We start from the raw sequence: 15,835 nt of genomic DNA on the forward strand, positions 1-15,835 counted from the left end.
CATGTTAAAAGCGTGTCAATCATTAAAAAAGTGTATAGCACTAAGCTGTATTATATACGTATTTATAGGGTGCAGTGATGCTAAAAGTAGCAGAACCTTATCTAAAACATATCCAGTAATCCCTACACCGCAAGAAATTAGGTATGGCAATGAAGACATCCAATTCAACTCTATAAATATTCAATCTAATGAATTTGAAAATGAAGGAAAATTGTTAGCAGATTTTTTCAAATCGAATCAATTACAAAATAGCTCAAACGGCTTATTGGTTGAATTGCGTAAAGCCAACATCGCTAACACATCTAGTGATGAAGCTTACGCTTTAACTATTTCAAATAAATTGGTTATTTCTGCACCGACACCTAAAGGTATTTTTTATGGTATCCAAACCTTAAAACAATTATTTAGAAAGCATGGTAAAAAGGGCGTTTTACCTAAAGTTTCAATTACCGATTGGCCAGCTTTTAAAATTCGTGGTTTTATGCATGATACTGGGAGAAACTTCCAATCGGTTGCGCAACTTAAAGAGCAAATAGAAGTATTAGCACAATACAAGTATAATGTATTTCATTGGCATTTAACCGACAATCCCGGTTGGCGCTTAGAAAGTAAAATGTATCCTGAATTACAATTAGAGCACGCCACCACAAGACAAAAAGGCAAGTATTATACACAAGAAGATTTTAAAGCGATTCTAGCTTTTTGTAAAGAACGTAATATAACTGTAATACCAGAATTAGATATTCCCGGGCATACCGAAGCTTTTAGAAAAGCTTTGGATATAGAAACCATGAATAAACCAAAGGTAAAACCAATTTTATTGGATTTGTTTCAGGAGTTAATGGATTTAGCCGACGCTTCCCAGATGCCCTATATTCATATTGGCACAGATGAAGTAAAAGCAGGCATTGAACATATATCCAATGATGTTATTTTGGAAATAATGGATCTGATTAAGAAAAATAATAGGGAAACTATTGTTTGGAAAGCAGGTATTACTGTTGAAGAAGATTCAACTTCAATAAACCAATTGTGGGCACAACATAAAGCAAGAAAAGGCCACCGCTTTATAGATTCCAGAAGCAATTACATTAACCATCTTGACCCTTTTGCGGGTATGTCCCGCTTGTATTTCCAACAACCATGCCAACAAGAACAAGGTGATAATTTAGCCTTAGGTGGTATTTTATGTGCTTGGCCAGATAACAATATTGGAGACGAACGCGATATATTAACACAAAACCCCATTTACCCATCCATCGTATTTTATGCTGATGCCATTTGGAAAGGCAGAACCAAGGATTATCCTGAATATTGGGCACAATTACCACCTAAGGGCTCCCCTGAATTTAATGCCTTTAAAATCTTTGAACAAAAGGTAATTACACACAGAGATTTGTTTTTTAAAGGAAAAGAATTCCAATATATCGTACAAACCAACAAATACTGGAAACTTATAGGACCATTTAATCATCAAGGTGATTTTACAAAGTCATTCCCGGTGGAGCAAAGCATAAAAGCGACTTATAAAATTGACGACCAACTTTTCAAATGGTCAGATACTCATACAGGAGGGACTATCCATTTAAAACATTTTTTTGGTTTTCCTGCTGTTACCAGTACCAAATCAGGCACTTTCTATGCCTATACCAACATATTCTCACCCGATGACAGAATACAAGATTTTTGGATAGGATTTCAAGGATGGTCAAGATCTGGACGTAGAGGTGGACCAACACCAAATATTGGGCAATGGCATACCACCGACCCTAAAATTTGGGTAAACAACCAAGAAATAGCGCCTCCTGTATGGAAACAACCAAATTTAGGAACAGATACGCATGAGATTCCGTTTATTGATGAAGATTATTTTTATAGAAGTCCAACTAAAATTCAATTAAAAAAAGGCAGGAATACCGTATTGCTTAAAATCCCGCACGGAGGAAATTCTTGGAAATGGATGTTTACTTGTATCCCCGTTAGACTTACTAAAAATGGCATTAAAGAAGTAAGTGAATTACTATTTAGTACTAAGTTTGAGAATAAATAAGGTTCATTTTAACAATGGAAAAGCTCATAATCACACTTTTAATCACTACTTTTAAAATTGGAATAGCCCAAACTTATTCCGACCATTATTACAAAAGGAAAGCATTATTTGAAAGCCTACCCGACACAAAAAATGAAATTATTTTTTTAGGAAACAGTATTACCGAAGGGGGCAAATGGAAAGCTCTGTTTCCGAACAAGAACGTTATTAACAGAGGTATTAGTGGTGATGTTACGGATGGCATCTTGTTTCGATTAAAAGAAGTGACTTCGTCAAGCCCTTCAACGATTTTTTTAATGATAGGGACTAACGATATGGCACGTGGAAAAAGTATTGATTATATTATGGATGGTATTAAAAAAATCGTTTACCAAATTAAAGCCCAATCGAAAGACACAAAAATATATTTACAAAGCATACTCCCGATCAATCCAAATGTTGGCAATAAATTTTCTGGGCATAAAAACAACCATCAAAAAATTATAGAAGCCAATAAACAAATAAAAACGTTGGCTAAAACTTATCATTTAGCATATATCGATCTTCATAAATCTATACGCAACGGCAAAAAGCATTTAAAACCAATGTACACTTACGATGGGTTACATTTAAGTGAAGAGGGCTATAAAAAATGGAAGAAAGTCATCAATAAATATGTCAATTAAAATGATAAAAAAACCAAGACCTTATGTTTTAGCAGAATCGAACTGGAAACATGTAAAAGATGAACGGTATACCATTGCTATTTTGCCTTGGGGAGCAACTGAGGCCCATAATTATCATTTGCCTTATGCAACTGACAATATCCTTGCTGAATCGGTTGCCATTGAAGCCTCAAAAAAGGCTTGGGAACAGAACGCTAAAGTTATCGTATTACCAACCATTCCGTTTGGTGTAAACACCGGACAGCTAGACGTTTCGCTGTGTATTAACATGAATCCCAGTACACAATACGCCATATTAAAAGACATCGTGTTCGTTTTAAACAAACAGGACATCAATAAGTTAGTTATTGTTAACGCTCATGGTGGCAACCATTTTAAGCAAATAATTCGGGAACTTTCAATAACTTATCCCAATGTATTTATTTGTGCTTTAGATTGGTGGAAGGTAACCAATGCCAATAGTTATTTTGAAGAGCCAGGAGATCATGCAGGTGAACTGGAAACCGCCGTAATAATGCACTTAACTCCTGAACTCGTTTTGCCCCTAAAATTTGCAGGAAATGGTATCGCTAAAAAATTCAAGATAACAGGTTTAAAAGAAGGCTGGGTAACCGCACAACGCCAATGGACTTTAGTTACTAAAGATACAGGAGTAGGCAATCCTCAAAAAGCCACTAAAGAAAAAGGTAAAAAATTCTTTGATATCACAACCAATAAAATTGCCGACTTCTTAAAAGAGCTGCATGAAACTGATTTGGATGACATGTATGAGTAATTACCTTAAGCTTTAAAGATACCAAGAAGCAATTTAAAAGTTTAAAAATAAACCACTTTGCTTATATTTATAAATACAAGTTCAATAAACAACAAACTTTTTAAATTTAAAATATGTCATACATAATACATTTTTATTATATTTGTGTTTTTCAACAACTTATAAAATAATTGTAACAATGAACCTTTTCAAGTCACTGACATTTGTATTATTCTGTCTGTTCTTCATAACAATAGGTCACACACAAAATGAGAATCTATTTACCATTTCGAATGAAAAGGACATTCCAAATACATTGGGATTAAATGGTGCTTTTATTGGCGTTCATAATAATGCGCTTATTATTGCTGGTGGCACCAATTTTCCTAAAGTACCTGTTTGGGAAGGCGGTAAAAAAAAGTGGCACGATGCCATTTACATATTAGAAAAACAAGGCGACTCATCTACCTGGCACCACCCTACAGAAATTAAGCTTCCCAAACCGCTTGCTAATGGGGTTAGCATTAACACTTCAAAAGGTGTTTTATGCATAGGTGGCGATAATGAAAATGGCATTTTTAATGATGTCTTTCTTTTAAAGTGGGACAGTGCCAAAAAAACTATAACTATTGAAAATTTACCTTCAACACCAATACCTTTATCCAATATGGGAGGAGACAGGGTTGGCGACCTCGTTTACCTTATTGGTGGTCAACAAAAAAAAGGAGGTAAATCTACCAGTTCCTTTCTATCCTTCAATTTAACAGCTTCCCTAAGTAGAAAAATTCACACTTGGGAACAACTTCCTGACTTCCCTGGAAAGGATAGGATTCAACCTATAGTTGTGGGACAAAGCAATGGGCATCAGGATTGTTTATATGTTTTTAGCGGACTGTCGTACAACCCTAATACTTCAACTAGTTATGAAATGTTATCGGATGTATACGAATTCGATCCCCACAAAATTAAATGGACAAAAAAGAACCCTATTCCTAGTAACAACACTCCTGGTATTAGCGGTGGGTACTTAGCTGCTGCTCCAGCACTAAAAAAAGGAGACTCCCATATTTTAATTTTTGGTGGTGCCGGTGGTGAAAAACAACACTTATCCAAAAGAGTAGGCATTGCAAAAAAACTGGAAACACTAAAAAATCAACCTGTTATAAACGACTCTATAAAAGCTGAAATACATAAGTTGGAGTTACAATCAAAAACACTTTTAAAAACAACTTCTTTTTCAAAAACAATATGGGCATACCATACCATAACCGATACTTGGACTTCGGAAGGCACATTAAAAGAGGCTTCCCAGGTTGTTACCAAAGCTGTGGAATGGGGTGGACATATCGCTATTCCGGGAGGAGAAATTAGTCCGGGCGTGCGTACCAACAAAATCAAGATTCTAAATTTAAAACCCTACGAGGCTAATTTTGGCCTGATAAATTATATCACCCTAATCGTTTATCTTTTACTAATGGTTTTTATGGGTTGGTACTTTTCACGACGTAACAAATCTACCAACGATTATTTTCTAGGTGGTGGTCGTATTCCCTGGTGGGCTGCTGGACTAAGTATTTATGCCACCATGCTGAGCGCCATTACTTATTTATCACAACCTGCGCTTGCCTATGCTTTTGACTGGCAGGCCTATCTGGGCTATTTTTCCATACTATTAATAGCGCCTTTGGTTATAGTATTCTACCTCCCCTTTTTTAGAAAATTAAAGCTTACAACTGCCTACGAATATTTAGAGAAACGCTTTAACATCACCATACGTCTTTTTAGCAGCATTTCTTTCACATTGTTCCAGTTGGTTAGAATGGGAATTGTTGTTTACCTACCTGCATTGGCATTATCGACAGTTATGGGCTTAGATATTTATTTAGCTATTGTTATTATGGGGATTTTAGCGGTTATGTATACATATATGGGAGGTATTGAAGCTGTTATTTGGACCGATGTTATACAGGTTATTGTTTTAATATTAGGTCTCATTGCCGGATTGGTATTTATAGGCATCGAAATTGGTGATGTTGGTTACATTTTCGATACTGCTATGGCTGATAGTAAACTACAAATGTTTGATCTGCGGTTTAGCTTTACCGAAGTCGTTACCTGGTCTTTATTTTTAGGGTCTTTCGCTTTAAACTTTGCTTCCTATACAACCGATCAGGCCGTGATACAACGTTATATGACTACATCTAATGAAAAAGAAGCCCGAAAGAGTATTTGGCTCAATGGCATTATAGCGATTCCCTTTGGAATACTAATATTCACTATGGGAACCTTCCTTTATGTTTATTTTAAAGAACATCCTGAGTTTTTAACAGTAGGTATGCAAAACGACAGTGTATTTCCTCTATTTATCACAAACCATTTACCTCCGGGTATTGCAGGTCTTGTAATAGCCGGTATTTTTTCTGCTTCTATGTCTAGCTTAGACAGTAGCATGCACAGCGTCTCAACCGTTGTTACTGTGGATTATTACCAGCGGTTTTATAAAACCTATACAGATAAAAAAGGACTCAAGTTGGCGAAATGGATCACCTTGGGCGTGGGTATACTAGGCACCATCATTGCCTGTCTTATGGCTGCTTTTCCCGTCACCTCCATATTCTTCTTCTTTCAGGAAATTATTGGACTCTTTGGAAGTGCTATTGCCGGTATATTTCTGCTTGGTATTTTTGTAAAAAAAGCCAATTGGAAAGGCACTCTAGTTGGTGCTATATCAAGTATTGTTGTATTAGTTTTTATTAAATACACTACAGATATCAACTTCTATATTTATCCTTTAATTGCTATTCCTACTTGTGTTGGCGTAGGCTATGTATTTAGTTTTATAATCCCAGTAAAAAGCAAAGATGTTGAAGGACTCGTGTATTTTAAAAAGCAACATTAAGACCTCTAACAGCATTTAGAGATTTACTAAACTAACTAATGGAACTTTATTGTAATGCTCTTTAATTAGATCATTACCTCACTAATTTGAATAACTGGTTCAATATTAGTATAATTCGGTATGTCTCCCATTATCTTGTCGGCATTGGGACCAAAAGCATTCTCAAATGACGCCATGCTTTCAAAATACAAATTCCCCATTGCTATGTAAGTTGCCTCCTGATCTGGAGCACCTCCTCCTAAACCTTTCTCTACACTTGCTCCAATAACATCATCTCCCAATAAACCTGCTACCATTGGCACATGCTTATTGCAATAATAATCCATATCGAATGTCTTTCCATTTTTATTTGGATATAGTACACTCACTTTAATTGCTCCTTTTTTCATAATGATTAGCTTTTTGATTCCATTTATAAAGATACTAAATAATAGAGATAGTAACCACTCCTTAACATTCATCTCGCAACGAAACCACTTTTCCAGAAATATTACACTCTTAATCGGTCTAATTACATCAATCTGCACAACTATTAAGCATTAGGAATTCACTTTTAATTTTCTTACATTTGATTATACAACACCCTTCCTTAAGTCCGCCATTAGCAGTTTCTCCTACTTTTAAAACTTTTCAAATGAAACATTCAACAAAATTATTCACGCTTATAATTTTAGCGTTATTCTCTCTATCTGCCATTAACAGTTGTAATAAAAAAGAGGAAGAACCTAAGCAGACCGTTATTGAACCTACCTTCAATCTAACTGTTGCAAAAGCAGAAATTGTAGATGCTAACAAAGAATTTATGAAACGTTTCGCTGCTAGCGATTCCATTGGCTTGTCCAATTTATACTCTATGGATGCTAAGTTTATGATGAATGGTGCTCCTGCAATAATTGGAAGAGAAAATATCCAGTCAACTTTGTCGAGCATAATGGCATCCGGAATTTCCAGTGTTAAGCTAATAACCATTGATGTATGGGGAACAGAAAACTTTATAACGGAAGAAGGTGAGTTGTCGTTATTTATAGGAGAGGACGAAGTAGACCAAGGAAAGTATATGGTTCTTTGGAAAAAAGAAGATGGCAAATGGAAGTTGTTTAGAGATATTTTTAACTCAAATCAAGCTGCAAAAAATTGACTTACGGATAGTGTCAAATTTTTATTGTGTTCTAACTGCACTAATCTCACAAAGACACTTGATTAATTGGTTTGCATACAGTTCAAGCATTCTTTATATCGAAATTATGTTAAGCTAACATTCTTATGCTATTTTCATAAAGCTTTTATTTGTTTTTACTTAGTAATTTTCTTAAATTTAAGTATCTCTTCTCCCCAAAAAAACTTAGAAGCTACTCCTGTTTTTTAAATTTATTTCTTATGAAAACTTTACTCCTTTCCGTTGCCCTTATTTTAGTCGCTCCTTTATCATTTTCACAAACTTCTGAAAGTTTAAAGAAAAGAATTCAAGAACATTATATGGCCATTCATGCTGGTGATATGGATGCTATAGAATCCCATCATCTTCAAGAATTTTCAATATTCCCTGGTAATGGTAGTGCATTATGGGAATCTGGATGGAAAGAAACCTTAGAGAAAATGGGAGCTAGCATCGAATACCCTAAGCCAAATGTTGTTATGAAGCATTTTAGTGCCCAGATATATAACAATGTAGGCATTGCTACCTTCTATTTGGATGGTTCTTACAACGACGAGCAGGGTTTATGGCGCGTTACAGCTGTATGGGTATGGACAAACGAGACATGGAAGGAAGCCCATCACCATGAGTCTAAATTGAAATATTAATACAGCTTCCCCAAAACAAAAAAGCATCCCAATTTTCTGCAAAGAAAAAAGGAAAGCTTTCCATTGGCTTAACTACTTAAACCATTGATAAACACTAAGGTTTATCAAACAACACAACTAATTTTTAGTGCAAAAAAAAGCTCCAACTTTGTTGAAGCTCCTAAACAATTTTGCGGTCTGGACGGGACTCGAACCATATACGCTTAAGCCTTATAAATTCAGCCCCCTCACCATAGTTCACAAATTATGTTGACGATTTGTGAACTTATATATCATTTAATTTATGTCAAAATAACTTCGAACTGCAAATATAGGATTTGTACTATTCTAAACAAATACAATTTTGATTTTTTTCAAGTGGAGCATCTATTTGATGCTTTACAGATTAAGTCCCTTTTCAAAGTGGACTTGCAAAAAAAAGTCGGAAAATTATTGAGAACTTCAATTGAACCAACAGAAGAGCGACTTGAATGTTTAAAACTTCTTTGGGACCAAATAATAGAATCATATTCTACATTTTCTTTGATTGCGTTAGCTATTTTTAACCCCTCAGTTGATGACCTAATAAGTATTCTTGGTTTCATATTTTTCTAATTGTTATTTTAAATTTCAACAATAAGCCATTAAAAGAATTATCATACATTTTTTAACCCCTAGGCAATGAAAAGCATTTGTATCTTTGTATTGTGGTAGTTACTCAAATTTCATATAGAAATAAAGCTTGATATTACTGACTGAATATTCTATTTTTAAGAATTATCAACAAAAAATAGTATCATTTTAGGGAAGGCTACATAAAAAATTAAATTTGGTTTCTAAATCAATCATTATTTTAATTAATTCCTCACCAACCCTTTCCTGAGCTTCATACGTATTAGCTCCCAAATGAGGTAAAAAACTAATGGGAAGGTTTTTGAATTCCGAAATAGTTTTCAGGTGCCTTTTCTCAATCGGGTCTATATATACATGCTTGAAAATCCCTTGTTTTAACTTCTCGATTAATGCATCCATAGCGATCACGTCATATCTTGAAACATTTATTAAAACACAATCTCGTTTAACATTTGAAAAAACATCATTATTAATAAATTGGTATGTTCTATTAGTTAAGGGAACCTGTATACAAATAATATCCGATCTTTTTGCTAGCTCTTTTAATTCAACACATTCATAATCATATCCAACAACCCTACCTGATTCGTTTGTATAGATTATTTCTACATCAAAATTACAAAGTAAGCTCGCAATAGCCTTACCAATATTACCAAAACCAATAAGTCCTATAGTTTTTCTTCTTATTTCATTGCCGATTAATTGATTTTTTTCCCAATTACCTTCTCCTATAGATTTTATGCCTTGGTAAACATTTCTTAATCCCATTAGTATTAAGCAAATGGCATATTCCGCCACAGAAGTAACGGATGCTTCTTTTACATTTTTAAAGATTATATTATTTGCTTCCAAAAGATCAATAGGAACATTTTCTATTCCACTCCCTGCAATAATAACTGCTTGTAACTGTACTGCTTTTTCCAACCATTGTTCTGTAAAAATGTGAGAAGTCCTCATAATTAACATAGAAGCCTGCCCTATTTTTTCTAAAATATCAGTCTCATTTATATTAGGAAAATAATCAATCTTTACGGATTTTATTTTCTTTAATCTGCAAATGGTATTTTCGCTTAAAGGATCTATTATCAATATATTCATAAACTATAAAGTCTTAGTTACAATAGAGTTCTTCATGCTTTTTAACAAAGCGTTCAAAAGAATACTTTCTTTCTAACAACTCCCGCCCCTTATCCCCCATCTGTTTCACCAATTGTTTATTTTCTATCAAACTAATTATCTTATTTGAGATATACTTATAATCCTTTATAGGACATAGGAAAGCATTGTCATCGTTAAAATTTAGATCCTGATGTGACGAATTTGTCGCTACAATTGGTTTTTTATATTGCATTGCTTCCAAAAACACATATGGAAGCCCTTCCCATAAAGAAGTGCTTACAAAAATATCCATCATACCATATATATTATGAATATCTTTAATATAACCCGTTAGTATTATTTTAGAATTCAAACCTAATTCAAGAATAAGCCTTCTCAGTTCCCCTTCCTGTTCTCCACTTCCTACAATTAAAAAAACGGTTTTTGGATGTTTTTTTAAAACTTCATTAGCCGCAAAAATATAGGTTTCCCAATCTTTCTGATGAGCAAGTCTCCCAATGGCACCAACCACAAAGCTTTCTTTTTTAATATTATATTTAGCATATTTTTGATGCACCTTAAAGTTCGTCCTATGATCTTCAAAATAAATAGCATTATTTATAACCGAAAGTTTAGATGAATTACTAATTTTATTATCTATGGCTGCTTTAAATTCATTTTGAGAAACTATAATCTGAGTTGATATTTTTACAAGAATCCTTTCAAAAAAGCAGAATATCCTTTTTTTAATTCCCTTTACCCCTTGAAAATAAAAACAATGAGGGGTATAAAATATTTTCTCTACGCCATTTAGATAAGCTGCTAGACGAAATAAAAATCCTGCCTTTGAACTATGGGCGTGTACAATATCAAACTCAGATTTATTTATAAAGCGTATTAGAAAAATTAATGATTTTAAATCTTTGATAAGATGAATACTTCTTGACATAGGTAGATGGATTAAATTCACTCCTCTGTTTTTCATCTCATTCAGTTGATTCAGAATATCTTCGCCTCTAGCATTAGAATAAATAACTGCAATCTCAAATATTTCTCTATTTAGTTTTGTCGTGAGATAAACTAAATGTTTTAAGGAACCTCCCCCAGCCGATTCTATCCCATACAATATCCTAGTCTTCTTTTTCATCAAATTTCCTATATATTATTTTGAAAAACGGTAACGAGATTATCCGTACAATGCCCAATCTCCAATTCCGACTTTATTTTCTTTTTTGCCTTTTCTGCAATAGTTCTGTATAGGTTTTGATCATAAATCAATTCCTGAACCGCCATTGCAATGGCTCTTGCATCTTTATCTTTTACTAAAAGTCCAGTTTGCCTGTCTTCTACCATTTCGGGAATAGCTGAAATTGCCGTTGAAATAACTGGAACCCCTAAAAGCATAGCCTCTACAATTACATTAGGCAAGCCATCTCGGTCTCCATTTTCAGCAATAATACTTGGAAGAACAAAAATGTCGGATTCCAATAAAATTTGCTTTACAACCTCCTGTGGTTGAAAATCTAATAAGGTAACATGCTCTAGTAACCCATGCCTTTTGATATAATCTATTAAAGTTTCTTTTAGAGGCCCTTCTCCGATTATAGTACACTCTATACTTACCCCCTCTTTTACCAATCCATCTATAGCCCCTAATAGATATATCAACCCTTTTTTTTCCACAAGTCTGGCTACGCAAACTATTTTAATCTTTGATTTATTAAAATGACTTACATGCTTGTTAACCCAATGAGCACTTTCTATACCATGGTAGATCTTATGGATCTTACCTTCATATTTGTAACATGTAATTTCGTTTAAATATTTTTTATTATAATCGGTACATGTTATTAGGAAATCGCATTCTGTAATTATCTTTTTTAATTTCGATTCATTCGTATAAATATCCTGAGCATGTACAGTAAGACTGTAATTAGTCATATTCATTTTTGACAACATTGAAGCAATATCTGTAGCAAAGAAAGCAAAATGTGCATGAAAATGATTGTTTTGGCCTTTACCTAGTTTTGCCAAAAAATAAATTGAAATACAATAGTCCCGAAATGCTTTTAACCAACATATATTATTGCCTTTAAAAAGTAACCCAATAGATTTAACAAAAGCAACAGGCCTTTTAAAAAAACTCAAAAAAGGAATATATAGATATATTTTAGGCAAATAGAAGATATCCGATTTTAAACTATTCAACCTAGAAATCTCTAAAAACTGATTTTGCTTTTTTATAACCAGTATACTTAATTTTATATCTCTCTTTTCTAATTGTAGAATTTCGTTCAGAATAAAATATTCGGTAGGTGACGGAAATTTTTCCAGAACATAAACAATTTTTTTCAACACATATCTAGTTTGTTTTCACTAATTGGTTTGAAGTTCCTTTTCAATATTACGTATTTCATTTTTTGATTTCTCTGAAAAATACTTTTCAGGAACGATTTCATCAGTATACAATTTCCTATAAAACATTTCAAATATGGCTTTGTGTCCTTTTTGGGAGGAATGCATATCATATTTCCCAAAGCTATATTCAGGCTTAAACTTCACATTCAAAGGCCAATAATTTTTCAAATAGGGTTTAAGTTCCTTATTGTTTATTGGATAAATATACTTGTTGAATAAAACTAATTTTGCGTTCATCCTTTCTAAAGAATCAGATGCTTCTAAATAAATCTCTAAGGACTCTTCCTTTGTATAATCTTTATGGTACATCCCCCCTGGTTTAGCTTCTAAATGACCTATTAATCTACCCGATAAAATCTCTATGACTCTGCGATTCTTTAAAATATGCTTTCTTAAAAACGTACTTAAAGGATAGTTAGGTCGCTCTAGATACACTTTACAGATATAACGAAATATATACGAATAATCATAGGCCAAAGAAGTTGCTGTGGTATTATCAAGTACGCTATCGATAAACGCTTCTGTTTCCTTTAAAGATTCATGATAATGATGTGATATAATGCTTACTCCTCTATAAGTTGATTTCGCATGTACCCTATCTGTAATCGGATATCTGGCATTAATAAGGATCATATCCGGATTATACTTAGTCGCACATTCATAGGCAAAATTCAATTCTCTAATTGCCCTAGTTGCACCGTCTAATGAGAGATTCATTATTTCAATATTATCTCCATTTTCTTTAAATTTTTTTTGTAATAATCTTGGATAACAATCAAATCCATCCGAGTTAATGCCTGTATCATCAGAATTACCCAATAAAAGAATACGAAACATTCCTGATTCTTTTTTTTCTATAAATTCATCCCAAATAAATCCCGAGCTATTAACCTTATATTTGTTTTTATAAGCTACATTAATAAAATAACCTTCATAATTTGCTCTATACCTATACCCTAATTTTTCATCTTTTACATATTCATTCCCTTTCCACTTTCTTAATTTTTCATAGCAACATAACCTAAGAGTTATTTCAACAACAATAATTAAGGATAGTAAAACCAAACCTCCAATTTTCACCTTTTTCATTTTTCTAATATTATATTTTAAAGAATTACACAATAGTTTTCAATAATAACCTAAATCCAATATTAATAAAAGTCTCAAAAGTTAATCTGGATATTAGGCATATTTAATGGCATACTATTCATTTATTTTTTGGGTATTATAAATCTCAATTCCAGATAGCGCCATTCTATATAAGCTTCCCTCGTCATACTTATTTCTTTGAAGATTGGTTCCTAAAATTTTCACGTAACGAGCATAGCGTTTATTGAAATCAAATACTTGTGGTTCATAAATTTTTGGGATAGAATAATTTTCTAATTCTTTAACAGTTTCCCAAACAATTCCATCATTTGAAACTTGGATTTTGAACCCTAAGGGAAACCCATAAGCTTCCATATTCATATCTAGAGAATATATAGGATATAATACAACTCTATTTACCTCTATTGTGTCATTTAAATCAACAGTAATCCATTCCTTATGATTGAAGTGTGCATTTAGTGTATCACTAACCCACCCTTTAGTTCCATTAATTTTAATTTCTTTATCATTCGTTATAAAATCTGAACTGAATTTATTTGTTTCTGTTGAACTCGATACATTTACTAATTTCCCTCTTGCCAGATTTAAGTCTTCTTTCAATAGCTCTCCATTGTTTATTAGTATTTCTTTAGTTTTCTTATATAAAAAATCTGCCTTTGCTGTGGAGATAATGCTATCTTGCTTGCTTTCTGTAAAAGACTTGAAAATCGAGTTATTAGAATTTATGTTGGTAGATTCACAGTTCATATATCCATTTTTAAACATACTTTCCAAGATTGATAAACTTGGATGCTCCCTAAAATGAATAAACAATAAATCTGTTCCTTTTATTCTGCAGTAATTTTCAAATTTCTTTAAATAGTCAATGGCTTCTGTTGGATAATCTATTAACAAACCAACAGGTATTGGTATTATTATCAATCTTGGCTGCTCATTCACAATCAACTCGTTAATTCTTATAATCAAATCATTAACAGACTTAATACTTGACATTTCTTTTCTATCGACGGTAACATCATGCGCCCTTAACTTATAATACTTATTAATTAACTCACTATAAGATACTGAATAATTAATAGGACTAAAATCAATAGTAACAATTCTTGTATTGTTTGCTTTGGTTAAAACACGTTCATCTTTAAACGAATCAACCTTAAGTTCCTCTAAATTTATTGCATTTAATTGGCCTTTTATAGAATCTTCTTTTAATATTGGTTTATCTATATTTATAAATTCATCAGGTATTATATCACTTTTTAGTAACGCATCATAAAAAGCTATTGCAGACTTTTCATGGCCAATCTGAGTTGAATGACTATCCTCTTTTCCATAAGTACATAGATTATTATATCGAGATTCCATTCCCAGGTATCCAATACCGGCAGATTTGAGAAAATCTCTTTCTATATGATTATTTATAAACCTATTGTATATGACAAGCTTAGAATTAACAGACTTTAATGAATCACTTAACTCCTTGAACATCTCCAAGGACTCTTCATAAGTAAAATATTCCCACTTGATTTTTCCATAATGAATCAGGTTTATTGTATAATCCCTTATTCTTTTTTTATCTTGAAAAATATCCCATTGAGATAATAAATCTGTAAATTCATCATTGTTATTTATATAATATCTACATATGGCACGGAAGGAGTATGAGTAATCATATAGCCATTTGCTGCATGAAAATTGATAATGTAAATTATCTATATATTTTTTCGCATCTTCAAAATCGTTTAAATCCGGATAAACAATTATAAAATCTTTGTAAAGTGTTCTATACAGGAAAGCTTCATATAATTTTAATCTGGTAGTTAATAATATTACGTCAGGTTGATAGCCTATTATCTCCTTTTTAATATGCTTTATCAAACATGCTTTTGAATAAACACCATCAATGGAGCAATTAATAATCTCAACTTTGTCACTAACCTGTTTCATTTTTGCCCTCAATAAACTTACATAAGTTTGAGGAGCATCGGTTTCAAATCCACACTCATCCGAGGAACCTACAATAATTATTCTAAAAACTCCTTTCTCTTTTTTAGGAGAAAATTCTGGATCGTTGTAACCAAAACTGTTAATATTGACATTGTCACTATAAAAGGCAGGCTTACTATTATAATCTTTAGCATGTGGAATGTATTTATAACCTAATATAGAATCCTTTTCATATATCATAGGAAAATGGCTAGTAGCCAACTTTTGATGATAGCAAATCCGTAAAAACAATTCCACGATAATTACCAGTCCAATTATTACTAATAAAAATCTTTTGAGTTTTGAAAGCATACGTTTATTTTTTAATTGACTTAGGCATTTAACTACTAATATTTTTGATAAAGCATGGTTCGGTATTCACCATTCTGTTCAAAAGGTTGTCAAAAATGTTTTCTTTCATGAAGCTTCTATTAAAGCGATAA

Annotated in this window: 12 protein-coding genes; 6 read left to right on the forward strand and 6 right to left on the reverse strand. The window is 32.7% G+C overall.

The window, feature by feature from the left end:
• Position 1 precedes the first annotated feature (1 nt).
• The 4 genes from JF259_RS06905 (at position 2) to JF259_RS06920 (ending at position 6,368) form a co-directional block, all read left to right on the forward strand.
• The gene (locus tag JF259_RS06905; protein ID WP_199114580.1) at positions 2–2,050 is read left to right on the forward strand and encodes a family 20 glycosylhydrolase; all 2,049 of its coding nucleotides are present in this window, start codon (positions 2–4) and stop codon (positions 2,048–2,050) included.
• 14 nt (positions 2,051–2,064) lie between these two features.
• The gene (locus JF259_RS06910; protein WP_199114581.1) at positions 2,065–2,715 is read left to right on the forward strand and encodes a GDSL-type esterase/lipase family protein; all 651 of its coding nucleotides are present in this window, start codon (positions 2,065–2,067) and stop codon (positions 2,713–2,715) included.
• Position 2,716: 1 nt separating this feature from the next.
• A complete protein-coding gene (locus JF259_RS06915; RefSeq protein WP_199114582.1) occupies positions 2,717–3,490 on the forward strand; it encodes a creatininase family protein in 774 nt (257 codons plus the stop codon).
• A 178-nt stretch (positions 3,491–3,668) separates the two neighbouring features.
• Complete coding sequence (locus tag JF259_RS06920) at positions 3,669–6,368, forward strand: sodium:solute symporter family transporter (protein ID WP_199114583.1); 2,700 nt, start codon at positions 3,669–3,671, stop codon at positions 6,366–6,368.
• Positions 6,369–6,433: 65 nt separating this feature from the next.
• Here the strand turns inward: JF259_RS06920 and JF259_RS06925 are convergent, their stop codons facing one another.
• Entirely contained in the window at positions 6,434–6,757 is a 324-nt protein-coding gene (locus JF259_RS06925; protein ID WP_199114584.1) for an EthD family reductase, read from the reverse strand.
• 245 nt (positions 6,758–7,002) lie between these two features.
• Here JF259_RS06925 and JF259_RS06930 point away from each other — a divergent pair, with 245 nt between their 5' ends.
• Both JF259_RS06930 and JF259_RS06935 read left to right on the forward strand, forming a co-directional pair.
• Positions 7,003–7,506, forward strand: coding sequence for a YybH family protein (locus JF259_RS06930; RefSeq protein WP_199114585.1), 504 nt, complete (start codon positions 7,003–7,005; stop codon positions 7,504–7,506).
• A 239-nt stretch (positions 7,507–7,745) separates the two neighbouring features.
• Positions 7,746–8,171: a nuclear transport factor 2 family protein gene (locus JF259_RS06935; RefSeq protein ID WP_199114586.1), complete on the forward strand. Its 426-nt coding sequence runs from the start codon at positions 7,746–7,748 to the stop codon at positions 8,169–8,171.
• Positions 8,172–8,951: 780 nt separating this feature from the next.
• Here JF259_RS06935 and JF259_RS06940 read toward each other — a convergent pair.
• From JF259_RS06940 to JF259_RS06960, 5 genes are all read right to left on the reverse strand, one after another.
• Complete coding sequence (locus JF259_RS06940) at positions 8,952–9,881, reverse strand: NAD(P)-dependent oxidoreductase (protein ID WP_199114587.1); 930 nt, start codon at positions 9,879–9,881, stop codon at positions 8,952–8,954.
• A gap of 13 nt (positions 9,882–9,894) precedes the next feature.
• Positions 9,895–11,028 carry a glycosyltransferase family 4 protein gene (locus JF259_RS06945; RefSeq protein WP_199114588.1) on the reverse strand — a complete coding sequence of 378 codons (1,134 nt, stop codon included), beginning with the start codon at positions 11,026–11,028 and terminating at the stop codon, positions 9,895–9,897.
• An 8-nt stretch (positions 11,029–11,036) separates the two neighbouring features.
• A complete protein-coding gene (locus JF259_RS06950; RefSeq protein ID WP_199114589.1) occupies positions 11,037–12,236 on the reverse strand; it encodes a glycosyltransferase in 1,200 nt (399 codons plus the stop codon).
• A 21-nt stretch (positions 12,237–12,257) separates the two neighbouring features.
• Positions 12,258–13,388 carry a hypothetical protein gene (locus JF259_RS06955; RefSeq protein ID WP_199114590.1) on the reverse strand — a complete coding sequence of 377 codons (1,131 nt, stop codon included), beginning with the start codon at positions 13,386–13,388 and terminating at the stop codon, positions 12,258–12,260.
• A 114-nt stretch (positions 13,389–13,502) separates the two neighbouring features.
• Positions 13,503–15,593, reverse strand: coding sequence for a discoidin domain-containing protein (locus JF259_RS06960; protein WP_199114591.1), 2,091 nt, complete (start codon positions 15,591–15,593; stop codon positions 13,503–13,505).
• Between the last annotated feature and the right edge of the window lie 242 nt (positions 15,594–15,835).

This window comes from Snuella sedimenti, assembly GCF_016428595.1.
GTDB classification, from domain to species: domain Bacteria; phylum Bacteroidota; class Bacteroidia; order Flavobacteriales; family Flavobacteriaceae; genus Snuella; species Snuella sedimenti.